Consider the following 23,491-nt stretch of genomic DNA (forward strand, 5'->3'; position numbering starts at 1 on the left):
TAAGGCATGGTGTTTTATTTGCGAAACGTCTATCATTTTGGTGCATGATAAAATCAATAAAAGAGCCATTATAGTTATGAATTTACGCACCTTTTTGATGCTAGCAGTGGTCACCCTATTCGCAGGATGTGCAACCTACGCAGGCTTAAATTACGACCAACTCTTCGGCCAGGAGCAAGTCCGTGAGCGCAGAGTGGATGTATTAAGCCCTGAAAGTGAGCTTTTCTTAACTGATGTAAAACCGATTATTGATAATCGCTGCGTGGTTTGCCATGCCTGTTATGACGCGCCTTGTCAGCTTAAGATGTCTTCTGTTGAGGGCATCGACCGCGGGGCAAGTAAAGAGCTGGTGTATCAAGGAACTCGTCTAACGGCCGCGACACCAAGTCGTCTATTTGAAGACGCAGAAACAACAGAACAATGGCGAGAGATGGGTTTTCACCCAATTCTGAACGAGCGCATTCAAAACCCAACCGCCAATATGCAGGCTGGCCTTATTGCTCGTATGCTTGAGCAAAAAGAAGCGCACCCGTTACCAGATCAGACACAGTTAGAAGGTTTTGACTTCGCCGTTGACCGCAGTCAGGTCTGCCCAACGATCGAAGAATACGATCAGTATGCGCAGGACTACCCAACTTGGGGAATGCCTTATGGTATGCCTAACCTGACAAGTAATGAGTACGCAACGCTGATGGATTGGCTGCAAAATGGCGCCATCATGAACAAGCAGATCCCACTGACGCTGGAGCAACAGGCATTAGTGAACGAGTACGAGACGGTACTGAATAAAGGATCGCGCAAAGTTCAATTGACGGCTCGCTACATCTACGAACATCTGTTCTTATCGCACCTCTATTTCTCGGATTTAAACGAAGCGACACCTCGATTCTTCACCTTAGTGCGTTCAAGTACGCCACCGGGCGAACCAGTTAAACGTATTACCACAAGACGTCCTTACGATGACCCAGGTGTTAATCGTGTTTACTATCGTCTGATCCCAGAGCAAGGCACTATCGTTGATAAAACGCATATGCCTTTCGCATTGAATGAACAACGAATGAGAAACTGGAAAGAGTGGTTTATTAATGCAGACTACCATGTCGCTCAGCTACCGGGATATGAACCGCAGATAGCAGCCAACCCAATGACAGCGTTTATTGAGCTGCCTGTGAACGCGCGCTTCAAGTTCATGCTTGATAATGCGCAAAACACCATCAATGCCTTTATCAAAGGCCCTGTTTGTCGTGGTCAGCTAGCGCTAAACGTTATCAACGATCGTTTCTGGGTATTCTTTATTGACCCAGAAAAGGCTGATCTTCCGGAAATTAACGAGTTTTATCACTCACAAGCGGATAATTTGAAACTGCCTGGCGAACTAGAAAGTAACACCTTACCTATTTCAAACTGGGTCTCTTATTCTCGTCAGCAAGCACGTTACTTAGAAGCGAAGTCTAAGTTTATCAACAAGTGGTTTGAAGGTGGCCAATACCTAACCACAGATGTGCTTTGGACAGGTAACGGGACCAATCATAATGCGGCGCTGACTGTATTTAGACACTTCGACAGTGCCTCAGTGGTACAAGGGATGATTGGTAAGCCACCTAAGACGGCATGGATTCTCGATTATGCTTTGATCGAGCGCATTCACTACCTACTTGTGGCAGGCTTTGACGTTTATGGCAACTTTGGTCATCAGTTGATTACTCGTATGTTTATGGACTTCTTGCGCCTTGAAGGCGAGAGTAATTTTGTTGCCCTACTGCCGCGTGACGTACGTCACATCGAGCAATCTAGCTGGTATCAGAACCAAAGTTCACAAATGAGTGACTTTTTACAACGCAATGTTAAGCCGTTCGATCAGCCAACTCAGGTTCCTTATCAAACTGACGATCCTAAGGCTGAGCTTTACGACATCATTAAAACGCAAATGAGTCCAATACTGACTAACCGCTACCAAATCGAGCAAACCGGTTTTAGCCACAGTAATGAAGCACTGCTGCGCTCTATCGATTCGATTAAAGGTGAAGGTCTATTTTATATCCCTCAAATCGTAATGATGATGATTAAATCGGAACAAGGTGAAGACCAATTGTTCACCCTACTGCACAACAATGCGCACACCAATATCTCTAGCTTATTTGACGAAGAGAGTAATCGCGATCCTATGAATGACGATTTAACCTTGGTCCGCGGTGTGATCGGAAGCTACCCAGCCGCGTATCTATCTCTTGATGAGAAAGAGATTCCAAAACTGGTCACTATGCTGAAAAATATTAAAACCGAACAAGATTACGTTAAGTTGTTGGATACCTTTGCAATTAGACGCAGCTCTGAAGAGTTCTGGCCATTCAGTGACAGAGTTCATGCATGGTATAAGGAAAATCAACCTATCGAATTCGGCCTGCTTGACTACAATAGATTTGAGAATAGGTAGAACCGCTTAAGGCACTGGTAACGCATAGGGAGGACACTATGGGTATCGAAGATAGCATCAGAGCATTGGAGCAACAGATATATGTTGCTTGTTCTGAAGGTGATTATGACACCGTCCAAATGCTTGAACATCAACTGGATAGCTTACGAAGTAAAGCATCACATCCTTTTGATGATGATCCATACGCTCCAGAAGGGAAGATCTTCCCTGATGACGATTGGTTTTAACGCCGAAATTTACGCAAGAAAGTGCCCATCCATGGGCACTTTTTCTATCTATACACTTCCAAAGAAACCGTGCGCTTTATTCGAAACAGCGCACGTTTCTTTTGATTTAGATCAGATGTACAACGTATAATCCCCCACAAAGACAACCAACTGCTTCACCCCACTTTACAAAGACAAATTTGTCGATATTATCTTTGCGCAAACGTTTGCTTAACTTTATTCCGTGTCTACTTCGAGGGTTTTATGCTGTCTGATATTGATATCTGTCGAAACACACCACTGTCACCAATCACTGATATTGCTCACCGTGTAGGATTACTCGAAGGAGAATTCGCAAGCCAAGGTGCGTATAAAGCTAAAGTATCGCTAAAAAGCCTAGAACGTTTGCAGCAATGCGATACGGGTAAATTAATACTCGTCACGGCCATCACTCCTACTCCGCTTGGCGAAGGCAAAACAGTCACCACCATTGGCCTAGCTCAAGGTATAGCTAAACTGAATCGCACCGTGACTGCCTGTATTCGTCAGCCGTCAATGGGCCCTGTATTTGGTGTAAAAGGTGGCGCGGCTGGCGGTGGTTACTCTCAAGTTGCGCCGATGGAAGAGCTCAACCTGCACCTTACGGGTGATATTCATGCAGTGACGGCGGCTCACAACCTAGCGGCAGCCGCGATTGATGCTCGAATCTATCATGAACAGCGTAATGGCTATGACGACTTTGAAGCTCGCAGTGGATTAACTGCGCTGCGTATTGATCCTAAACGCGTCGTATGGAAGCGAGTCATGGACCATAACGACCGAGCACTACGTATGGTAACGGTTGGTCACAATGAACCAGGCAAACTTATTAACGGCTACGAACGTGAAGATGGCTTTGATATTTCTGCGGCGTCAGAGTTGATGGCGATTTTGGCTCTGGCTAACGACTTAAAAGATCTTCGCAAACGCATCGGCCAAATTGTCGTTGCTTACAATCTTGATGGAAAACCTGTCACGACAGAAGATCTACAAGTTGCCGGTGCAATGGCAGTCAGCATGAAGGAAGCCATTGAGCCAACATTAATGCAAACTCTTGAAGGCGTCCCTACCCTTATTCACGCCGGTCCATTTGCCAATATTGCCCATGGTAACTCTTCAATCATTGCCGATAATATCGCGACTAAGTTAAGTGAGTTTACGGTGACTGAAGGTGGCTTTGGCTCAGATATGGGCTTTGAAAAAGCGTGTAACATCAAAGCGCAAGTGTCAGGCAAAGCGCCAGATTGTGCGGTCATCGTCGCGACATTACGCGGCCTAAAAGCCAATTCTGGTCGGTACGATCTTAAACCGGGGCAAGCGATACCTGATTCATTATTCGAAGACGATTCAGACGCGCTTTTAGCTGGCTTTGAAAACCTCAAATGGCACATTAACAACGTCAATAAATACGGAGTGCCTGCCGTCGTCGCGATTAACCGTTTCCCGCAAGATAGCGATGCGGAACTGCAAGAGCTAAAAGCACTGGTGGAATCTCTACCGAATAACGTTGAAGTGGCGATCAGCGAGGGCTTTGCCAAAGGTGGTGAAGGAACATTAGAGCTCGCTGAAAAAGTGATCGCTCAATGTTCAACAACCCCGAACTTCGCCCCTCTATATCAGTTTGAACAAGCCGCTGAAGAGAAATTGATGGCGGTTGCAGAAGCAGGCTATGGTGCAGCCAGCATCACCCTGAGCGACACTGCCAAGCAGCAACTTCAGAGTCTAAAGGAGCATGGCTACGACCAACTCGCCGTTTGCTTAGCGAAAACGCCTCTGTCCATCTCTACCGATGGCAGTGTTAAAGGTGCGCCAAGCGGCTTTGATGTCTCTATTCGCGAGTTAAAATTATGCGCGGGTGCGGGCTTTATTTACGCTCTATGTGGCAATGTCATGACCATGCCAGGCTTACCAGAAAAACCCGCATTTATGAATTTGGATCTTGATGACAACGGCAATATCATCGGCCTAAGCTAATCACTCATCCATACCCAATGTTAGAGTCTTAACTTGTCAGGTTAAGCCTCTTTTATTTTTCCGACACGGACAAGTCATGAACTTAGCCCTAAGATCATGTACCATTGAGGTAACACCCTCGAAGAATTGGATTTTTCATGGAAGCAGAGCTACTGGAAATTAAGAACTTCCTTTCCCAACACCCTCCATTTGACGAACTTGAAGATGACGTCCTTAACTACGTGACCAAACACGTAGAAATCTCCTACTATCGCGAAGACACCCCAGTGATCCACTTTGGTGATGAAATTCGTGACCTTTACATGGTGAGAAGTGGCGTTATTGAAGTGTATCGCCGTAAAGGTGAACTCTATAACCGTTTAGATGAAGGTGCCCTATTTGGTCAAATGGGCCTATTAACGAACAATAAGGTTCGTTTTCCTGCTAAGGCGACCAAGGATAGCCTGCTCTATTGCATTCCTGCGGAAGTATTCCAAGATCTGTATGACAACCATGAGTCATTTGCCGACTTTGTCGAGGTGGAAGACAATGCGCGCTTGCGTCAGACCGTTTCAAACAGCAATGAACAAAACGACTTAACCACGTCTAAAGTTCGAACGCTACTTACGACAGAAGCAGCATCGATTCCAAAAACAGAATCGATTCAAAATGCGGCAATTAAGATGGCAGAAGAGAACGTTTCATCTCTGCTCGTTATTGACCCAGAAGTAGCCGACGATGATGAAGATGATAACAATCCGCTCGTGGGTATCATTACTGACCGAGATTTATGTACTCGAGTACTCGCACAGGGCCTAGACCCTAACGATGATGTATCCAGCGTCATGACCACTGAAGTCATTTCACTTGACCACAACGCATATGTGTATGAAGCCATGCTTACCATGCTGCGCTACAACGTTCATCACCTGCCTGTACTTAAAGATAAACAACCTATCGGCATTATTGAAGCAACCGATATTGTTCGCTATGAATCGCAGAACTCGCTATTACTGGTGAGCAGTATCTTCCAGCAGCAATCCATTGAAGAACTTTCCGCGCTATCTGTGCAGGTGAAAGACAGTTTTGTGCGCTTGGTTAACGAAGACGCTAACTCACACATGGTGGGTAGTGCGATGTCGGTTATCGGTCGTAGTTTCAAGCAGCGTATTATTGAGCTGGCAGAAGAGGAGCTTGGTGAACCTCCTGTGCCGTATTGTTTTGTGGCATTAGGTTCAATGGGCCGAGATGAGCAACTGCTGGTGACCGACCAAGACAACGCCATTATCTTGGACAACACCTATGTCAAAGCAGAGCATGATACTTACTTTGCCAAGCTGTCCGCGCTGGTTTGTGATGGACTCGATAAGTGTGGCTACACATACTGCACTGGCGATATTATGGCGACAAACCCAGATTGGCGCATGACACGCTCTGAATGGGAAGAGTGTTTCGCCGATTGGATTGATAACCCAAACCCGAAAGCACTACTTAATGCTTCGATCTTTTTCGACCTTGACGGCGTCTATGGCCGCCTAAAATGGGCTGAGCAGCTCAATGGTTTTATTGTCAGACGTGCGCGCAAGAACAACCGTTTCTTGGCTTGTTTAGCTCGTAATGCGATGAACCGTACCCCTCCACTCGGTTTCTTCAAAGACTTCGTGATGGAGAAAGATGGTCAGCATAAAAACTCCATCAACCTTAAACGCCGCGGTACTGCCCCACTGGCCGATTTGATCCGCGTTCATGCACTCGCGGTAGGCTCGCGTTCGAAAAACTCATTTGAGCGCCTTGATGACATTAATGAAGCAGGCATCTTACCTAAAGGCAAAGCGCGCGATTTAAGTGATGCTCTTGAGTTCATTTCAATGGTTCGTATCAGGCACCAAGCGCTTGATGTTGAGAACCAAATCGAACCAGATAACAACATCGAGCCAGAGCACTTATCCGATTTTGAGCGCCGTAACCTTAAGGATGCGTTCCAGATTTTAAGCAACGCGCAAAACTTCCTAAAGTTCCGCTACCAAGCTAGCAATAACTTTAAGTGAGGCGTCAATGATTAATAAACTTATGTCAGCGCCCTCTATCGACTGGCCTACTAAGTTCAGTCGTAAGCTAGAAGTCGTGCAAGATAGCGGCTTAAGAAACTACTACGATGCTGGTTTGCCTGATCCAAACACGCCGCTAGAAGATGTTGTGTTTCTTGCGATGGACTTTGAAACCACAGGGTTAGATTCCGATAACGACGATATCATTACCATAGGTACCGTACCTTTTAATTTAAATCGTATCTTTATCAACCAAGCTCAACACTGGACGGTAAGACCGCGTAAACAACTGGCTGAAGAGTCGGTCGTGATTCATGGGATTACTCACTCAGACGTTTTGGATGCACCTGACCTTTCTGGCATCTATGAGCAAGTGCTAGAGCAAATGTCGGGCAAGATTATGGTGGTTCATTATCAGCGTATTGAACGGGAGTTTTTCGATAAAGCACTTATCGCACGGATTAAGGAAGGCATTGAGTTTCCGGTTGTTGATACCATGCATATTGAAACTCAGCTCCAACAGAAGCAATCCGGAGGGATTTTTAATAAGATCCTGGGTAAAAAGCCCGAGTCTGTTCGTTTAGGCGCAAGCCGAACTCGTTACGGACTGCCGCAGTATACGCCTCACCACGCCTTAACTGACGCCGTTGCAACCGCTGAACTGTTGCAAGCGCAGATCGCTCATCACTACGATCGAAAGATGCCAATTAAGCAACTCTGGCTGTAATCATTAGGCGGCTCTAGTCTTTGAAAACAAGCCAATAAAAAAGGGACGATTAACGTCCCTTTTTTTATTCATCTGATAGCTAATATTAACGACGCTCAGTACGCATACCAAGAATCAAGCTAACACACATCAGCAGTAGAACAATGGTAAACGGCAATGCAGTAGAAATTGCACCCGCTTGCAGCGCTTGTACTGCTTCAGAACCACCAATCCATAGTAGTGCCACCGCAATCGCACCTTCCATGAAGGCCCAGAATACACGCTGGATCACTGGCGCATCGACTTTACCACCAGCAGTAATACTATCGATAACCAGTGAACCTGAATCCGATGAAGTAATAAAGAATACCAGTACTAGCACCACCGCAATGATTGATAGAATTGAGCCAAATGGCAACACGTCAAACATCTGGAACATCGCCAGTGATACATCCGTTAAGCCCTCAGAGCCCAATTGACCAACACCATTAACAACCTGATCAATCGCCATACCACCGAATGTAGACATCCAAAGTAGCGTTACAGCTGTCGGTACAAGTAGAACCGCTGTAATGAACTCACGTACTGTACGACCTTTAGAAACGCGCGCAATAAACATACCTACGAATGGTGACCAAGAGATCCACCAAGCCCAGTAGAATACTGTCCAGCCTTGGAACCACGCTTCATCTTCACGACCATGCGGGTTACTCAATGGGATTAGGTTTTCAACGTACGCCATCAATGTCGTACCAATGTTACCAACCACAATCGCGTAACCAATCAAAGCAACTAAGATCAGTAGCAAGAACGCCACGATCATGTTGATGTTACTGATGACCTTAACACCGCCGTCAATACCGCGTAGTACTGAGACAACCGCAAGTAGCGTCACAACTGTGATAACAATAACCTGCAAGCCAAGACCAGATTCAATACCAAAGACATGGTGAATACCACTTGCTGCCTGCTGAGCACCTAGACCTAATGAGGTCGCAAGACCAAACAGTGTCGCAAGTACCGCTAAGATATCAACGATATGACCCGCCCAACCCCAAGCGCGATCGCCAAGTATTGGGTAGAAAATAGAGCGGATTGAAAGAGGTAAGCCTTTGTTATAAGCAAAGAATGCCAATGACAGCGCTACTACACCGTAGATTGCCCAAGGGTGAAGGCCCCAGTGGTACATAGTCGCACCCAGAGCCAATTTAGCCGCTTCAGGAGTATTCGCTTCAACACCCAGTGGCGTTTCGTACCAACCGGTGAAGTAAGCGACAGGCTCTGCCACACTCCAAAACATCAGACCAATACCCATACCCGCAGCAAACAGCATCGATAGCCACGATACGTATGAGTAATCTGCTGTCGCGTCAGTACCACCAAGGCGAATTTTACCTAATGGAGATACGATCAAGCCTAAACAGAAAATAACAAAGATGTTGCCAGACCAAATGAACAGCCAGTCAAAGCTGCCTATAATTTGCCATTTTATGCCATCTAAAGTCGCTTTGGCTGACTCGGCATCCATAACCAAAACGGCGATTAAGAAAACTGCTATAAGACCTGCACTCCACCCAAACACCGGGTTGTGCACGTCAAATCCCCACTTCTGTACGTTATCTTGACCGATTGTATAATCGGTACTATCGATACTGTACTTATCTATGCCTTTAGTCATCGTTCCTCTCTAGCATTTTTCCTATTTGGTATCAGCTCTCTATAAACAAATCATTAGAGCTAAAAATGATTATCTAAACACAATAACCTGATACACCTCTCATTATTGTACGCTTATTGCTGCATTGTTCCAGTAATAAGCTGTTTTTTAGCCATATTTTCAGAAAATTGCCACACAAGTGATGGAATAACCAACAATGCGTTCTACACTATTTCAACAATACCGTTCGTACTCTAAGTAAGTTACTAAGACTTTCCATCATGGTGGGATAACCGCTATCAAATTTTGTTAGGTATGAGGCTTTTTTTCATCACTCATTTGATGTATTTTCGCCTACTTCTCATCACTAGTTAATAAAGGCAGCGCATTGGAAAAGCACGAAGAAGTCCTTATATCGATTCGCCAAATCATTCGAGCAATCGACCTACACTCTAAAAAGTTAAGTAAAGAGTCAGGATTAACAGGCCCGCAGCTTATATTAATGCGCTCTATCCGTGAGTTAGGGGAAGTGACAATTCGACAATTGTCCGACCATACCAATATGAGTCAAGCGACCGCTACAACCATCCTCGATCGCTTAGAGCGTAACGGGTTAGTTCAGCGTGTTCGCAGCAGTAAAGATAAGCGAAAAGTACACGCCTACCTTACCGAACAAGGCCAAGAGCTACTAAATAGTGCTCCGACACCGTTACAGCAAAGCTTTATTACTAAGTTTCAACGCCTCGAAGAGTGGGAGCAGTCTCTATTGCTTTCGTCAGTACAGCGCATCTCATCAATGATGAATGCAGAAGACATCGATGTAGCTCCAGTGCTAGAACTAGGCAGTATTACTAAGCCCGAGTAGTCCTATAGTTTATTTGCCTAACTGTGTTTTTACGCTTACGTTTATTTAGGTAACAGCCCTCTTTGTTCCACGCGCTAAAAAGGCGTCATGAATGACAAAAAGCAGATTAGAAAACCTAAATGATGAAGCGATTCTCGACGTACAGCAGCAAAAGCAAGTACTTAAGATTATCGCTTCAATAACCCTAGTGGTCTTTATCCCCCTTGGAATTAAAAACATTCTGATTGGGGAGATTATGCTTGGCTTGGTTCTGCTTACTTTTGAGATCTCATTACTGCTAGAAATCACAGCTCTCATCTACAATAAGAAAACCTTGTTTGGGCATTACATACCACTTGCCCTTCTGGTCTTCTCTGCAGTTTTATCAGTGAAAGTGTTCGGCACACTGGCGACCTATTGGCTCTACCCCATCATAATCAGCATTATCTTTCTGTTGCCCAGAAGTGAAGCCATTACCGCTAACTTTATTATGATTACTGCTTCAGGTTTTGCCGCGCTGATGCATCAAGATTTCTCCATAACGATCCGCTACGTGTTTTCCCTGATCGTAACAGCAATTATCGTTCACGTGGTCGTAGGTGCTATTCGTAATCTTCAGCAAGAACTTAGAAGTCTGCTGGTAACCGATGCTATGACAGGCGCTTACAATCGCCATGAACTGCCAACGATCCTCACTCGCACTCTCAAGAAGCATCCTTGTTCGTGTATTGTCATCATCGATATTGATAACTTTAAGGCCGTCAATGATCACTACGGCCACGATGTCGGTGACAAAGTGATTATCCGTATCGTAGACATCATCAGAGCTCATACGAGTGACGAAGAGCTATTGTTTAGGCTTGGTGGGGATGAATTTTTGCTGGTTGTGCAAGGGCAAGAACAAGATTCGGTGCTGACCTTGATGAATCGACTGAATAAAAAAATTCGCCAGGCAGAATACCCACAAGATCTATCCATGACCATTAGCTCTGGCATTGCTCAATCACAACCATTCGAAGAGATAAAAGAGTGGATGAAACGTGCTGACCTAGCGCTGTATCAATCAAAACATCAAGGTAGAGATCGCACTTCTGTCAACGTAAGCCATATTGAGCCACCGTTCGAACTTTGCGAGCAAAATACCATTAGTCACGCGAGCTCGACTTAAAAATTGGCAGTTCACTCTCCCCTTTTACTTGGCGAATCGCCAAATGGGTATGAATGTCTTTGACGTTTTCAAGCCGTTGCAGTTTGCGAGTAAATGACTCGTATCCTGCAAGGTCGTGGCTCACCACCTCCAACAAATAATCATACGCGCCAGATACAACGTGGCAGCTAATCACTTCATCCATTTCTCTCACAGCAAATTCAAACTCATCGATACTGCTTGCTTGGTGATTATTGAGACTGACTTCAACGAAAACCGTCATTCCAACCCCAATCAGCTCTTTGTTTAAGCTAGCTCGATAATTGGCAATGATCCCCGACTCTTCCAACCGCTTTATTCTTCTTGCGCAAGGTGACGCTGACAGCCCCACTTTATCTGCAATGTCTGCCGTTGATTGTCGAGCGTCTTGCTGAAGCAGACTCAAAATGTGTTTATCTATTTTATCCATACCCTATACCGCACGTTTCTAGCGCAACTACCATTTCTATTGATGTTTTCAGCCACACTTTAATCATTACATGAGTAATATTGCCAGATTTAACCCTCGCTTACGCATCATAATAGTAAGAACTAAAACATAGCTCACGGATGAACATGATTTCTGGATACTTGGCAATGGCCGCCACGCTATTATTGTGGTCTGGCTTTTTTCTCTCTTTACGTAGCGGCGCTCATTCAGAGTTACTTACATCAGATATTGCGTTTACACGCTTTGTGATCCCCTGCCTTATCCTGCTACCGATTGTAATTAAGTCACGCAAAGCTATCGCTGCGGTGCCTAAACGTTACCTGTTAGGCATGTTCATTGGTAGCGGGCTTCCCTATCTTCTTGTTGCCGGTACGGGCATGAGTTTTGCGCCAGTTGCCGACGGCAGTGCACTTATCCCTGGAACGCTACCCTTATTTGTATCTGGCATAGCAATCATTTTGTTTAAACAGCCTCTTAGCTCCCACCGTATCTTTGGTCTTGGGTTAGTCGTAGTTGGTATAGGTACGTTTCTTTCTCATAGCATCACTAACCCGTCACCTCAGTTATTACAGGGGCATCTACTGTTTCTAACTGGGAGCGCGATGTGGGCTGTGTTTACCATTTGTGCCCGCGTTTCTGATTTAAACCCACTTGTAACGTCTGGCCTAGTATCACTGATGTCACTGTGTAGTTTGCTTCTCCTAACGCTCACTGGCGTGTTAGACAGCCATCTCCTAACGACTGAGCTCTCTTCTTGGCCTTTACAAGAACTATTAGGGCATACCCTCCTTCAGGGTGTAGGAGCGGGCTTAATCGCCGCCTTTACCTACCTGCATGCAATATCCGTCCTAGGCGCAGAGCGAACCGCAGCGTTCGGCGCTGCAACACCGGCTATTGCAACATTACTTGCCATGCCGATTTTCGCAGAACAGCCAAGTAGTACCGTGTGGCTAGCATTGACCCTTATCAGCTTGGGGAGCGTTATTGCGAGTAACATATTTATGAAACAAGATCGCTCGCTGCACTATCAGCCACCTAGCTTTGAAAAGTAACCAGCCGGGCACACTTTGCTGTGTGTCCATAATAGAGGTATAGTCCCACCAACTTTAAATGAGATGGACGATGTAACGTGAAAACACCATGCATTGCGGCATGCAAAAATAACGATGGAATCTGCAGTGGTTGCCACAGAACGATGGATGAAATTGTTAACTGGCGTCACATCACTGATGATGAACGAGAAGAAGCCATCAATAAGCTTAATGGCACTCTTTCAAGTCATACATGCCCTTCTTGTCAACAACCAGCGCAATGCGATATTAGCCAAGGCAAAGAGACTTGTTGGTGTTTCTCAATCGAGAAAAGGGATACTTCAGCTTTGCCAAATAACAGCACTTGCCTGTGTCGAAAATGCTTATCAAAGCTTCCAACCGCATAATTATTGGCGTTTTCAATGATAAAATTTTGGATTAGCTTTTCTAATCCAAAACCAAAATATTTATCCTGCGTAAGATCACACTTTTTCATTGCACGCATCTCCAACTCCCTCTAATATCTCGCGCCTGAAAGTTCCCTTTTATATTTTATTTATTAGCTTTGTTACCGCAAAGCTAGCCGTTTTTGCGCTTTAAATTTAGGTGTGGTTGGAAATGTCCGCTTCTTCCCAAGTCATTAAATTAACATTCTTAATCGCTATTTTGACTGCCGTTGGTCAAATGACTCAGACCATGTATGTACCTTCTATTGGTTACATGGCAAGTGAGTTTTTGGAATCACCAGCCGCTTTGCAAGCAGTAATGGCGTGTTACCTAATCCCTTACGGCTTATCTCAGTTTGTTTATGGGCCGCTGTCTGATCGTTTGGGCCGCAAGCCCATCATCGTTGTTGGCCTGTTTATCTATATCATTGGTACGCTCATAGCCCTATTCGCGCACCAGTACGAATGGTTCCTTGCTGGTAGCTTTATTCAAGGTCTTGGTATCGGCTGTGGCGGCGCGATGTCGCGTACATTAACGCGTGACGTTTTCTCTGGCTCGGAATTGCATAAAGTGAATAGCCTAATCAGCATGTGCGTGATCTTTTCACCATTGGTTGCACCTGTATTAGGTGGCTACTTATCTGAAGCATTTGGCTGGCGTTCTAGCTACATGTTTTTAGCCTTGTTTGGTATCGCTGTTGTGATCACCATGATGACGAGCTTTAAAGAGACATTACCAAAAGAAAACCGCCGCTACGAACGTGTAACAGACAGCTACCGTTATGTATTGTCAGATCGTCGCTTTCAGGGTTACTTGATCTGCTTAGTTGCAATCTTCTCGGGTGTCGCAATCTTTGAAGCAGCAGCTGGTGTACTGCTAGGTGGCGTACTGCAGCTACCTGCAACAACAGTCAGCTTATTGTTTGTATTGCCAATTCCGGGTTATTTGGTTGGCGCAGCGCTTTCTAGCATCATTGCAGCGAAAAAGAACGAAAAAAGTGCACTCACGTTTGGACTGTTTGCCACCATGGCGGGTTCATTGATTGTTCTTATCCCTGGTTTAATGGGGCAAACAACCGCACTAACCTTAATTGGCGGTGCAACTATTTACTTTTTGGGTGCTGGTATCTTGTTCCCAGCTGCGACCACAGGTGCGCTTTCTCCTTTACCGTATCACGCAGGTACTGGCGGCGCCGTCCTTGGCGGTATGCAAAACCTTGGAGCTGGCCTAGCAACGCTTACAGCTTCAGTGATTCCTACTACGGACCAGATGCCACTAGGAGCACTCATGCTACTAATGTCGCTATTGGCGTTAATCGGGTTGATTCGCGTCTACCGTAAGCACGATCAGTCTAATGATCAAATGCCTTTAGCCGTTTAGTGTAATAAGTGCCGTTCCAGCTACCTAGGTTGGAACGGTCATCAATGTAGGACTTTTCTCCACTTTTCCCTGACATTTCGCCGTCATTATTAACTTTTCGCTCACTATCGCATCCTAGACCTCACTGTATACTGCCGCGCAACAAAACCAATGAGGTCAAATAGAATGAAACTTACTAAACTGGGCTTACTCAGCGCTTCCATCGCTCTAATTCTATCTGGGTGTAACTCAGATGATTCGTCATCAGGTACCACTCCGGTCACGCTATCTGTCTCTGATGCGCCTGTTGATGAGGTATCCCAAGTTGTGGTCACCTACAGCAAAGTTGCATTTTTACCGCTAGGTTCCGATAAACCTATCCTATTTGATGTCTATAAAACCGATGATGAAGGGAATCCAGTTGATGAAAATGGTAACCCTCTTCCTGATGGCGAAGACCCAATCCCATTAAGCGTTAACCTACTTGATTTCCAAGGTGGCGATGCTCAAGAGCTGATTGAAAACCAAAACATCCCGACGGGAGATTACAAACTGTGCCTGTTTGCCAATGACGGCGACCACCCTACATACCCTTCTTACGTCGAAGCAGTTGGTACTGGTAATCACCCTTTAACCGTACAAGGCGAAGGTAAATGCCCTCAAGGCGTAGGCTCTATCGACAATGCGGGTGTGCTGTACTTCAACGACACGTTCACTGTAAACAACGACAACAATGACTATGTAGTTGAATTTGATTTACGTCGCGGCCTAAAAGAGCCTAAGAACAGCTCTGATACCTATACAATCCAACGCACCTCTGTTGCACTTGTGAATACGACTGAAGTTGGCGAGATTGCTGGCAATGTTGCGGGTAGCACAATGGGGACCTGTGAAAGCAGTACTTCTTCGTCTGCTTACAGCCACGCTGTTTACTTATATGAGGGCAATGTAACTCAAGCAGAAATGGATTCATTTGCTGGTAATTCAAACACGGTAGCACCAATTACGGCTGCAAACGTAACACTAGATGGTGATGGCGTAACCTACGAATATGAGTTTGGCTTTGTAAAACCGGGCACATACTCAGTGGGCTATACGTGTACCGCAAATAATGATTCAGAAGAAGGCCTAACAGGAAACTTTGATATCCACGCTGCAAATAGTGGTTTAAGTGTTATTGCGGGCTCAGAGACCACAGTTAACTTCTAACATCACCGATATTTCAGATTAAGGCCACTTGTGTATGCAGGTGGCTTTTTTATTTGCTTGTTAAACAGCAGATACAAAAAAACCAGCGCTAGGCTGGTTTAATCGAAATAATGGAGGCGCCTCCCGGAATCGAACCGAGGTCCACGGATTTGCAATCCGCTGCATAGCCACTCTGCCAAGGCGCCATTATTTGGTTGCTCTTAGAGCTAAATTGAGATGGTGCCCCGGGCCGGACTTGAACCGGCACAACGCGAACGTCGAGGGATTTTAAATCCCTTGTGTCTACCAATTCCACCACCAGGGCACACAAATTTCTTTGTGATGCCGTTTAGAACAATAAACACCATCTAAAATTGAATAAAGAATGGAGGCGCCTCCCGGAATCGAACCGAGGTCCACGGATTTGCAATCCGCTGCATAGCCACTCTGCCAAGGCGCCCTTTTCTTTCAACGCGTTAGGTTACCCACCGCTGCGTTCGCTGCATACTTTACGGATTAAGCCTTGAGAGTCAAACAAAAAAATGCGTTTTTCTTTTGTTTGATGGGTTTTGAAGCAATATGATGGTTGTTTGATCGCGTTTGTTGGTTTTTACTACAAGGAAGTCTCTATGAGTAAGGTCTATTTGTTCGATTGGGGGGATACATTAATGATCGATTTCCCCGGTCAAGAAGGGAAAATGTATCTATGGCCGCATGTCGAATCCGTCGAAGGAGCCGAAGAAACACTAAAACACCTTAGTCAGTCTTCAGCTATCTACATTGCCACCAGCGCGCAAGATTCAAGTGAGTCTGAAATACAGCAAGCCTTTCAACGTGTCGGTCTAGACACATATATCAGCGGCTATTTCTGCATAGCCAATCTCGGACTAGAGAAACAAGATCCTGAGTTTTATCGGGCTATCATTAATTCTGTTGGCCAACCAGCAAGTGATGTCACGATGGTTGGTGATAGTTTAGAGAAAGATATCTACCCAGCTAAAGAAGTGGGCTTAAACACCGTATTGTTCCATACTCCGGCGTCAGTGTTACCTGAAGATACCGTACATATTGATTGCTTACGACAACTCATAAAACAACTGTAAATTCACTCTTTACCTCTACCTAGGTTGAGGTTTTATAGTCCTTTTAACGCTTTACTCTCTTGAAAGGATCATAAATGAAAACCCTAGTCTTATTCTCAAGTGCCAACAAACAAGGCAATACGGCACAACTGGTTTCTGAGGTTTCTGCACGCCACCAAACTGAAGTCATTGACATCGATGTTCTCAGTATTACGCCTTACAACTACAACAACGACTACCCTAGCGACGATTTCTATCCACTGGTTGAGAAAATGCTGGCCGCCGAGCACTTAGTATTTGCCTCCCCCGTTTATTGGCACTCTGTCACCGCGCCAATGAAAGCGTTAATCGACCGTATGACCGAACTTCTCGATGTGGCTGAACTTAAACCCAAAGCGCGTCAACTAGAGGGAAAACGCGGCTACATAATGGCAAGTTCAGCAAGCCCAGAGATTTGCCCTATTTACCACGGATTCTTCAAGAACGTGTTTAAGTACTTCAATATGGAATTAGCAGGTACATTACACGCACCGTGCCGTGAAGGCTTTTACGTTGAACCAACGAAGTTGGAAGGATTTAACCAAACTCTAGCTCAGTAAACGGAACAAACTCAGTAAAAACAAAAAGGCTTAGCATCACGCTAAGCCTTAACTGTAAATTGATAGCAATTCTCTTTGTGATTTTCCAATGTCATTGCACATCATCCGCTAAATATGCTCTGTTTCTAAGAGCGACCATTCGCTGCACTTTATCAAGATCTACACCTTTTAATTCAGACTTAAAATCAATTTTTTCCAACCAAAAAACATCAAACAGTAAATGCAAATCACTTTCTAGATATTCTTCCAAGCTTGACACCTGCTCTGAATGGATTAGCCAAAGCCTTGATATATCAACATAGATAGTACGACAATGCCTCGTTGAACTAACTCCCCTAGTTCGAGTCAGTTCATTATTATTCTGAACAACAACTAAGCACCGCCCCTCACCAACATCTAGCACGTCATAGGGCCGATCATTTAAATAGATTGTCTTTTTGTATTGATTCTCAAATATCATAGTCTCCAAGATTAAAACCTCTCTATACCTCTTCGTTCATTTAATCTAGGTCACTAACTCATTTTTGAATATGAATATGAGATATTCCATTTTGCGGCCATAACGTGCAAATATGCATAACTGTTATCCATACCCCTCTCAAATAAATCTATTTAATATTCATCTCGTCAAAGGGATGAACAGAAAAAAGGAGTTATATATTGAAAGAGAGATATAAACATGAACAGAAAAAGCATTTTATCAGTAGCAATCCTATCAACAGTAACTACAAGCGCGTTCGCATTTGACGCTTCACGTCTAAGTGGTGAGCTAATGCTAGGTACCGGTTACGTATCGACCAATTCTAATTTGAGTACAAAAAGTGAGGCTTTCTTAAATGATAGAAACCAAAAAGGCTCTCACAATGATGACTTTATTGTCGTGCCATTAGGTAGTGTTGCTTACGAACTTGGGGGCAATAACAATCAAAAAGTCTATTTAGGTACATCTCGTGATGACTTAGCCGTAGGTGACCTCGCTTTCGAAATTGGTTACCAATACAGTATGCTAAATGGCACACACATTGATATTGCTTACTTACCAACCGTCTTATCCGGTGAAGCTTGGGCCAACCCATATTTGGAAGGACATCGTACAAAGACCGATGTCGATGGCGAAGCTTACCGATTGAAATTAGGCAATATATTTGGCTCGAATTTCTCACTTGATATGGCGTACGCAAACACTGAGGTTGATGATGAACAAATCATCAATCAAGAACTGCTGCGTGATAGTAACAGGTACTACATGAAAGGTGGCTATGTCACTTATTTCACTCCGAGTATGGGTCTCAGTACAAGCTTAGGCTACTTACATAACGATGCAGAGGGTAAAGCAGAAACCTTTGATCAGTATGAACTAGAAATGACCTATTTTATGAACATGAATGCCCATTCATTAGCGGTAACAAGTAGCTATGCATACCGCGATTATGATGGTCACAATTCGCTTTACAATAAGACTCGCGCAGATAATAAGCACAAACTGTTCGTCGCTTACGAGTACGCTAATATCCCTGGATTCGACAATTGGAATTTTGTCTCATTTGCAGGCGTAAACTACACAGACTCAAATATTAATTTCTATAAAAGTGAAGACTACTTAGCCTCGGTCGGTCTAAGCTACAAATTCTAATCTAAAAACTAAGCCTCTATATTCTGTTAAAAAATTATAGAGGCTTAACTATAGCTATATTGATGGCTGAACAATGGTATTAAAGAAATCTTGTACTGCCTGATGGACACACTGATTGAGAGGGTAACCACGCCTTGATTGTAAGTAACCTCCCGAAACACTGATATTCTTCAGCCTTTCTGGCATTTTCGGCAACGGGTAACACGCAAGCGCTTCATTATGTTTAAGAAGGTAACTAGAGCTAAATGCAACGGCATCTGAACTGACTAATTTGTCGACCATGACGGGTACACTATGACTCACTAAGGTTATGTTAGGCTCAACACCTTCATTAATAATTAATTCATCGTAAATGTCATATTTACCGACACTCGAATCCGTTGCATACTTAACCCAAGGCAAGTGTTTCACTTCATCCCAATCAGAACCTTGACTCAGCACCGGGTGATCTTTTCGCGCCACGAGGTTTATTTCGATATTGGATAAATGGTGGGTATATATATCTTGCGGAAGCGGAAACATTGTGTAGTGAATCATATAATCCACTCTCTTATCTAACATTTGCTGTAATGATCCATGCTGCCAGTAAACTAATTTGAATCGCGCATTAGGCAACGCTTTAATCAGTGATTGGTACACCCCTCGTCCAAATACATCTAGCAGAGTCAACTCGCACGCGATTACGATTTCTCCTGTGTACTCTTTTGGCTCAAACTCTTGATAAGATTCCAATACCTGACTGAAAGGAACCAGCATATTTTCGGCAGCTTCCGCTAACTTTTCTGCCAGTTCAGAAGGCTCAACGCCATGAGCTTTTCTAATAAAGAGTTGATCGCCAAACGTTTCCCTAAGTTTCGCCATCCCCCGACTCACACTCGTTTGAGAGATACCCAACTTTTCTGCAGCGACAGAGGTATTTCTCGTTTCAACCACCACTTTCAAAAGACGTAACAAATTTAAATCTAGGCTATCAAGATTATTTTCCATACTGCACTTTCTACTCTCTATCGCTATTCACCTCACCTTAGAATAAACGCTTTCGTAGAAAATACGTAACTGATTTATAGAAACAAAATGTATACCGACAAACTGAAATGCATTGCAAATATGAATAACTGTAAAACATAACATTTGTTGCCTGAGGCAAATAAAATTAGATCCGTCGATGGATAGGCACTTCTTATCGAAGCAGGAAAAAGGAGAACGAGAACTTACTTTGGGTGCGCCACACCGTTCAGCACTCAACCTTTTAGAAGACGTGCAAACTATGAAACACACATTGACCTTAGCTCTATTAGTGTCCGCATCATCTCTTCAAGCTCAAGAATCCGCAACCGCTAATATGCCAAATACAACCACATCTCCTGAATGGGGTGTTGGGATTGGATTTCGCAGCGCTACTATCCCTTTCCAGACGGGAGATGACACCGTACATGATGTTCTTCCTCTACTTTTTTATCAAGGAGAAAACTTTTATCTCGATGGATTTTCTGGCGGGTACAAGTTCGGTTTAAGCGATAATGTTAGTGCAGGCCCAATTGCTCAAATTCGTTTTTTCGATATTCCTCGTAATGCGCAAAATACGATACAAGGTACGCAATTAGATGTTGGCGGGAATATGACCTGGCACTACTCTGACAGCGTTGATTTTAAATTCGACGTACTTAGTGACCATGATGGTCGAGTTTATTCTCTGCTAACGAGTGAATACAAACTCTCAGGCGAGGATTGGAGTAGTTCAATGTATGCATCACTCAGAGCAAAATCTTCTCGATTTAATAACACCTACTATGGCCTTCAAACGGAGGATCTTGGCGCACAAATCGATTATCAAATAGGCTTCAAAGGACGAAAACAGATCTATCAGAATCTATACGCCGTTGGCCACTTAGGAGCAACGATTTATGATCATGAGACTTACTCGAGCCAATACATGGATTCCCATGGCCAACTCGAAAGCTACTTAGGCATTGCAATGTTTGGCTCGGCCAATACATGGCAACAGCCAGAGATCCCAAAAGGTGCCTACATGAGAGTCGCACATGGTATAGCGACTCAGTCAGGACCGTTTGACATATTTCTATTTAATAACGAAACAGACCCACATAGAAACTCAATGACGTCCGTGTTTTACGGCCACCCACTCAATGGAACCGTATTTAACCTTCCGATCGATTTCTATTTGACGCCAGGTTATGTTCAGCATCATAGCTCTGATGTTCAAGGAACATTCGGAGAGTACGTAATGGCCATCAAAGGATACTATACCTTTAACTGGCCAATCCGTTCACGACTCGGGTTTGCCGAAGGGGTTTCTTATAGTACCCAGATTAGCCATATTGAACGAGAAAGCGTCGGGAAGCATGACTATGAACCCAGTAAATTAATGAACTACTTAGATTTTAGTTATGATGTAAATCTCGGAGACGTATTCAATAATTCTTCCATCAAAGATTTATGGCTAGGTTACAGTTTGCATCACAGGTCGGGGATCTTTACTTCAACATCCGCTTTTGGACGAATTAAAGGTGGGAGTGACTACAATTCTATCTATCTTCAATGGCATTTCTAACTGTTCACTGAAATGAATAAGCGGCTTGATACAAGCCGCTTCTTTAGCTTCTAGATTCGTTTATTAATCACTACTATCAAAACTAGGGATCGTTTGAAAATATTCCTGAATCGCTTGCTGCAGTGCCATATTGAGTGGATAGCCTCGCTTTGATTGCAAGTATCCTCCGCACACTTCACTCGATCTCAACTCAATGGGTAACGGCGGTAAAGAGTAACTCTGAAGCCTGTTGTCGAGCATACTCACGAACTGCGTACCAAACATGATGGCATCAGAATTAACAAGCTTAGTACAGATGGCTCGAATACTATGCGTTGCTAACGATATCCGGGGCTCATTAAAGCCTTTAAAACAATAGTAATCTTCAATCAGTGTGTGTTTGGTTTTCGCACCATCAATAATGACCCTCGCCAGCGGTAGATGGTGGATATCTTCCCATAGACTACTATAACTCAAGATCGGATGACCTTTCCTTGCCACCAAACATAGGCCAACTTTTCTTAGAGAGTGTCGATACACTTCTTGTGGCAGCACATGAGAAGCAAACTGAATAAGATAATCAATGTCGCCACTCAATACATCTCCTAGAGAGTTCTCTTGCCAGTACACTAACTCGAAATCAGCTTTAGGGAATGCCTCTCTTAACTTAGTGAATATCGCGTCGCCATGAAGATCAAGAATGATAATGTTCATCGCTATTTTTATCTTGCCACTAAATTGTAAAGCATCGAATTGCTGATAGGATTCAATTACTTGATTTAGAGGCTTAAGCATCTCTTCGCTCGCCTCTGCTAGCTTTATCGCAAGATCTGACGGTTCGACGCCGTGTGCCCTCCTAATAAACAATTGATCCCCAAACGTCTCTCTGAGTTTGGCCATCCCTCTGCTCACACTCGTTTGAGATACCCCCAACTTTTCTGCAGCCCCTGCGGTGCTGCCAGTTTCCACTATCGCTTCGAGATACTTGAGCAAGTTGAGATCCAAGTTTTGTAGTCTCATCCTTAATACTCCTGTTGCGAATACTGAGTATCAAAAAACGTCTGAATCGTTTGATGAAGGTGCTGAATTAGAGGGTTACCTCTGCGCGTCTGTAGATACAATCCACTAATATCTAAGAAACTCAGGGGATCTGAATTCAAAGGAAGAGGATAATGACTCAATTCAGAGTCACGAGCACTGATAATGGTATTGGAATACAAAATAGCGTCACTATTTTTCAACACGGCAACCGCGGAACTAATGCTATGCGTGGTTAATAAAAACTTAGCCTGATAGCCATTTTGCTCGTAAATGCTTTCAAGAGCCCCTTTATTTGGATTGATGCCCTCTAAAAACAAACGCGTGATTGGCAGTGTCCCTATCTTCTCCCATTCATTCCCTTCTGACAAAACTGGATGATCTTTTCGAGCAATAATCGAATTTTCAATCTTCGCCAACCGATGAGAATGCAACTGATGAGGAAAAGTATAGTGACCAAACTGTATCACGTAATCAACATGGCCTTTGAGCGTGTCGTGCAGAGAGTCTTTTTGCCACTGTGCAAAATTAAACGTGGCTTTAGGGAAAGATTGTCTTAGCGAGAGAATTAAATCGGCCCCAAAGAATTCGAGCAAAAACGTGTTAACTAAAATAGTTAGATGCCCGGTATAGCGTTCCGCATTGAAGTCAAGATAAGCCTCAACGGCTTTTTCTACGGGGATGAGCATTTCACTTGATGCTTGGGCGAGTTTGATGGCCAACTCTGAAGGCTCCAAGCCATGAGATTTTCGTACGAACAACTGCGGGCCAAAGCACTCTTTGAGTTTCACAACACCACGACTAACACTAGTCTGAGAGATGCCGAGAACACTTGCAGCGGAGCTTGTACTTCTCGTTTCCACTACAGCTTGCAGAATTTTCAAAAGGTTTAGATCTAAATCTTTGATGTTTATAGCATTACCCTCAACATTACGAACTCTACTAATAGTAGACCCTGTATCGATAAACAACGTATAAACTCTAATCTATTCGAACCAATCTCCCTAACGCACTAATTATACGAGACACTATTTTCTGA

General features: G+C 44.1%; 21 protein-coding genes and 3 tRNA genes. 15 read left to right on the forward strand and 9 right to left on the reverse strand.

The features are described from left to right. Positions 1-76: 76 nt before the first annotated feature. From ACHUFZ_RS17490 to ACHUFZ_RS17510, 5 genes are all read left to right on the forward strand, one after another. A complete protein-coding gene (locus ACHUFZ_RS17490; protein WP_394128143.1) occupies positions 77-2,434 on the forward strand; it encodes a fatty acid cis/trans isomerase in 2,358 nt (785 codons plus the stop codon). 38 nt (positions 2,435-2,472) lie between these two features. Beyond that, the gene (locus ACHUFZ_RS17495) at positions 2,473-2,661 is read left to right on the forward strand and encodes a hypothetical protein (RefSeq protein WP_394128144.1); all 189 of its coding nucleotides are present in this window, start codon (positions 2,473-2,475) and stop codon (positions 2,659-2,661) included. Between the two features lie 243 nt (positions 2,662-2,904). Beyond that, positions 2,905-4,653, forward strand: a complete 1,749-nt coding sequence (locus ACHUFZ_RS17500; RefSeq protein WP_394128145.1) for a formate--tetrahydrofolate ligase — start codon at positions 2,905-2,907, stop codon at positions 4,651-4,653. A gap of 137 nt (positions 4,654-4,790) precedes the next feature. Next, positions 4,791-6,680 carry a DUF294 nucleotidyltransferase-like domain-containing protein gene (locus tag ACHUFZ_RS17505; RefSeq protein WP_394128146.1) on the forward strand — a complete coding sequence of 630 codons (1,890 nt, stop codon included), beginning with the start codon at positions 4,791-4,793 and terminating at the stop codon, positions 6,678-6,680. Positions 6,681-6,687: 7 nt separating this feature from the next. After that, the gene (locus ACHUFZ_RS17510) at positions 6,688-7,407 is read left to right on the forward strand and encodes a 3'-5' exonuclease (protein WP_394128147.1); all 720 of its coding nucleotides are present in this window, start codon (positions 6,688-6,690) and stop codon (positions 7,405-7,407) included. 85 nt (positions 7,408-7,492) lie between these two features. Here the strand turns inward: ACHUFZ_RS17510 and ACHUFZ_RS17515 are convergent, their stop codons facing one another. Continuing rightward, positions 7,493-9,064, reverse strand: a complete 1,572-nt coding sequence (locus ACHUFZ_RS17515; RefSeq protein WP_394128148.1) for a BCCT family transporter — start codon at positions 9,062-9,064, stop codon at positions 7,493-7,495. 367 nt (positions 9,065-9,431) lie between these two features. Here ACHUFZ_RS17515 and ACHUFZ_RS17520 point away from each other — a divergent pair, with 367 nt between their 5' ends. Together ACHUFZ_RS17520 and ACHUFZ_RS17525 are read left to right on the forward strand one after the other, a co-directional pair. Continuing rightward, positions 9,432-9,908, forward strand: a complete 477-nt coding sequence (locus tag ACHUFZ_RS17520) for a MarR family winged helix-turn-helix transcriptional regulator (protein WP_004412088.1) — start codon at positions 9,432-9,434, stop codon at positions 9,906-9,908. Between the two features lie 91 nt (positions 9,909-9,999). Further along, complete coding sequence (locus tag ACHUFZ_RS17525; protein WP_394128149.1) at positions 10,000-11,055, forward strand: GGDEF domain-containing protein; 1,056 nt, start codon at positions 10,000-10,002, stop codon at positions 11,053-11,055. On the opposite strand, the gene ACHUFZ_RS17530 is transcribed toward ACHUFZ_RS17525, so the two are convergent. Next, positions 11,033-11,503 carry an Lrp/AsnC family transcriptional regulator gene (locus tag ACHUFZ_RS17530; RefSeq protein ID WP_134836419.1) on the reverse strand — a complete coding sequence of 157 codons (471 nt, stop codon included), beginning with the start codon at positions 11,501-11,503 and terminating at the stop codon, positions 11,033-11,035. The genes ACHUFZ_RS17525 and ACHUFZ_RS17530 overlap by 23 nt on opposite strands. A gap of 146 nt (positions 11,504-11,649) precedes the next feature. On the opposite strand from ACHUFZ_RS17530, the gene ACHUFZ_RS17535 reads away from it, so the two are divergent. From ACHUFZ_RS17535 to ACHUFZ_RS17550, 4 genes are all read left to right on the forward strand, one after another. After that, entirely contained in the window at positions 11,650-12,576 is a 927-nt protein-coding gene (locus tag ACHUFZ_RS17535; RefSeq protein ID WP_394128150.1) for a DMT family transporter, read from the forward strand. Positions 12,577-12,653: 77 nt separating this feature from the next. Beyond that, positions 12,654-12,962 (forward strand): cysteine-rich CWC family protein, encoded by a 309-nt coding sequence (locus ACHUFZ_RS17540; protein ID WP_394128151.1) that lies wholly within the window; start codon positions 12,654-12,656, stop codon positions 12,960-12,962. Between the two features lie 211 nt (positions 12,963-13,173). Next, positions 13,174-14,382: a multidrug efflux MFS transporter EmrD gene (gene emrD, locus ACHUFZ_RS17545; RefSeq protein ID WP_394128152.1), complete on the forward strand. Its 1,209-nt coding sequence runs from the start codon at positions 13,174-13,176 to the stop codon at positions 14,380-14,382. A gap of 165 nt (positions 14,383-14,547) precedes the next feature. Then, a complete protein-coding gene (locus tag ACHUFZ_RS17550; protein ID WP_394128153.1) occupies positions 14,548-15,570 on the forward strand; it encodes a DUF4382 domain-containing protein in 1,023 nt (340 codons plus the stop codon). A gap of 111 nt (positions 15,571-15,681) precedes the next feature. Here the strand turns inward: ACHUFZ_RS17550 and ACHUFZ_RS17555 are convergent. The 3 genes from ACHUFZ_RS17555 to ACHUFZ_RS17565 all read right to left on the reverse strand — a co-directional run bounded on the left by ACHUFZ_RS17555 (position 15,682) and on the right by ACHUFZ_RS17565 (position 16,009). Next, positions 15,682-15,755: transfer RNA gene (locus tag ACHUFZ_RS17555), tRNA-Cys, on the reverse strand. A gap of 32 nt (positions 15,756-15,787) precedes the next feature. Further along, positions 15,788-15,874 (reverse strand) — tRNA-Leu (locus tag ACHUFZ_RS17560). Between the two features lie 61 nt (positions 15,875-15,935). Continuing rightward, positions 15,936-16,009 (reverse strand) — tRNA-Cys (locus ACHUFZ_RS17565). A 169-nt stretch (positions 16,010-16,178) separates the two neighbouring features. On the opposite strand from ACHUFZ_RS17565, the gene ACHUFZ_RS17570 reads away from it, so the two are divergent. Further along, positions 16,179-16,652 carry an HAD family hydrolase gene (locus ACHUFZ_RS17570; protein ID WP_394128154.1) on the forward strand — a complete coding sequence of 158 codons (474 nt, stop codon included), beginning with the start codon at positions 16,179-16,181 and terminating at the stop codon, positions 16,650-16,652. A gap of 74 nt (positions 16,653-16,726) precedes the next feature. Further along, entirely contained in the window at positions 16,727-17,230 is a 504-nt protein-coding gene (locus ACHUFZ_RS17575; protein WP_394128155.1) for a flavodoxin family protein, read from the forward strand. 91 nt (positions 17,231-17,321) lie between these two features. Here ACHUFZ_RS17575 and ACHUFZ_RS17580 read toward each other — a convergent pair whose 3' ends face one another. Next, entirely contained in the window at positions 17,322-17,480 is a 159-nt protein-coding gene (locus tag ACHUFZ_RS17580) for a hypothetical protein (protein ID WP_394128156.1), read from the reverse strand. Positions 17,481-17,909: 429 nt separating this feature from the next. On the opposite strand from ACHUFZ_RS17580, the gene ACHUFZ_RS17585 reads away from it, so the two are divergent. Beyond that, on the forward strand, positions 17,910-18,863 hold the full coding sequence (locus ACHUFZ_RS17585) for a DUF2860 family protein (protein WP_394128157.1): 954 nt from the start codon (positions 17,910-17,912) through the stop codon (positions 18,861-18,863). 54 nt (positions 18,864-18,917) lie between these two features. On the opposite strand, the gene ACHUFZ_RS17590 is transcribed toward ACHUFZ_RS17585, so the two are convergent. Then, positions 18,918-19,850: a LysR family transcriptional regulator gene (locus ACHUFZ_RS17590; protein WP_394128158.1), complete on the reverse strand. Its 933-nt coding sequence runs from the start codon at positions 19,848-19,850 to the stop codon at positions 18,918-18,920. A gap of 280 nt (positions 19,851-20,130) precedes the next feature. Between ACHUFZ_RS17590 and ACHUFZ_RS17595 the strand changes: the two genes are divergently transcribed. Then, entirely contained in the window at positions 20,131-21,435 is a 1,305-nt protein-coding gene (locus tag ACHUFZ_RS17595) for a MipA/OmpV family protein (RefSeq protein WP_394128159.1), read from the forward strand. Between the two features lie 63 nt (positions 21,436-21,498). Here the strand turns inward: ACHUFZ_RS17595 and ACHUFZ_RS17600 are convergent, their stop codons facing one another. Together ACHUFZ_RS17600 and ACHUFZ_RS17605 are read right to left on the reverse strand one after the other, a co-directional pair. Next, complete coding sequence (locus tag ACHUFZ_RS17600; RefSeq protein WP_394128160.1) at positions 21,499-22,434, reverse strand: LysR family transcriptional regulator; 936 nt, start codon at positions 22,432-22,434, stop codon at positions 21,499-21,501. 2 nt (positions 22,435-22,436) lie between these two features. After that, positions 22,437-23,423: a LysR family transcriptional regulator gene (locus tag ACHUFZ_RS17605; protein WP_394128161.1), complete on the reverse strand. Its 987-nt coding sequence runs from the start codon at positions 23,421-23,423 to the stop codon at positions 22,437-22,439. Between the last annotated feature and the right edge of the window lie 68 nt (positions 23,424-23,491).

This window comes from Vibrio hepatarius, assembly GCF_043642085.1.
GTDB lineage: Bacteria > Pseudomonadota > Gammaproteobacteria > Enterobacterales > Vibrionaceae > Vibrio > Vibrio hepatarius_C.

Excerpts from the sequence above, each read along its gene's own strand:
- ACHUFZ_RS17490 (WP_394128143.1), top strand. The coding sequence starts at position 77 with ATGAATTTACGCACCTTTTTGATGCTAGCAGTGGTCACCCTATTCGCA.
- ACHUFZ_RS17495 (WP_394128144.1), top strand. The coding sequence starts at position 2,473 with ATGGGTATCGAAGATAGCATCAGAGCATTGGAGCAACAGATATATGTT.
- ACHUFZ_RS17500 (WP_394128145.1), top strand. The coding sequence starts at position 2,905 with ATGCTGTCTGATATTGATATCTGTCGAAACACACCACTGTCACCAATC.
- ACHUFZ_RS17505 (WP_394128146.1), top strand. The coding sequence starts at position 4,791 with ATGGAAGCAGAGCTACTGGAAATTAAGAACTTCCTTTCCCAACACCCT.
- ACHUFZ_RS17510 (WP_394128147.1), top strand. The coding sequence starts at position 6,688 with ATGATTAATAAACTTATGTCAGCGCCCTCTATCGACTGGCCTACTAAG.
- ACHUFZ_RS17515 (WP_394128148.1), bottom strand. The coding sequence starts at position 9,064 with ATGACTAAAGGCATAGATAAGTACAGTATCGATAGTACCGATTATACA.
- ACHUFZ_RS17525 (WP_394128149.1), top strand. The coding sequence starts at position 10,000 with ATGACAAAAAGCAGATTAGAAAACCTAAATGATGAAGCGATTCTCGAC.
- ACHUFZ_RS17530 (WP_134836419.1), bottom strand. The coding sequence starts at position 11,503 with ATGGATAAAATAGATAAACACATTTTGAGTCTGCTTCAGCAAGACGCT.
- ACHUFZ_RS17535 (WP_394128150.1), top strand. The coding sequence starts at position 11,650 with ATGATTTCTGGATACTTGGCAATGGCCGCCACGCTATTATTGTGGTCT.
- emrD (WP_394128152.1), top strand. The coding sequence starts at position 13,174 with ATGTCCGCTTCTTCCCAAGTCATTAAATTAACATTCTTAATCGCTATT.
- ACHUFZ_RS17550 (WP_394128153.1), top strand. The coding sequence starts at position 14,548 with ATGAAACTTACTAAACTGGGCTTACTCAGCGCTTCCATCGCTCTAATT.
- ACHUFZ_RS17570 (WP_394128154.1), top strand. The coding sequence starts at position 16,179 with ATGAGTAAGGTCTATTTGTTCGATTGGGGGGATACATTAATGATCGAT.
- ACHUFZ_RS17575 (WP_394128155.1), top strand. The coding sequence starts at position 16,727 with ATGAAAACCCTAGTCTTATTCTCAAGTGCCAACAAACAAGGCAATACG.
- ACHUFZ_RS17585 (WP_394128157.1), top strand. The coding sequence starts at position 17,910 with ATGAACAGAAAAAGCATTTTATCAGTAGCAATCCTATCAACAGTAACT.
- ACHUFZ_RS17590 (WP_394128158.1), bottom strand. The coding sequence starts at position 19,850 with ATGGAAAATAATCTTGATAGCCTAGATTTAAATTTGTTACGTCTTTTG.
- ACHUFZ_RS17595 (WP_394128159.1), top strand. The coding sequence starts at position 20,131 with ATGAAACACACATTGACCTTAGCTCTATTAGTGTCCGCATCATCTCTT.
- ACHUFZ_RS17600 (WP_394128160.1), bottom strand. The coding sequence starts at position 22,434 with ATGAGACTACAAAACTTGGATCTCAACTTGCTCAAGTATCTCGAAGCG.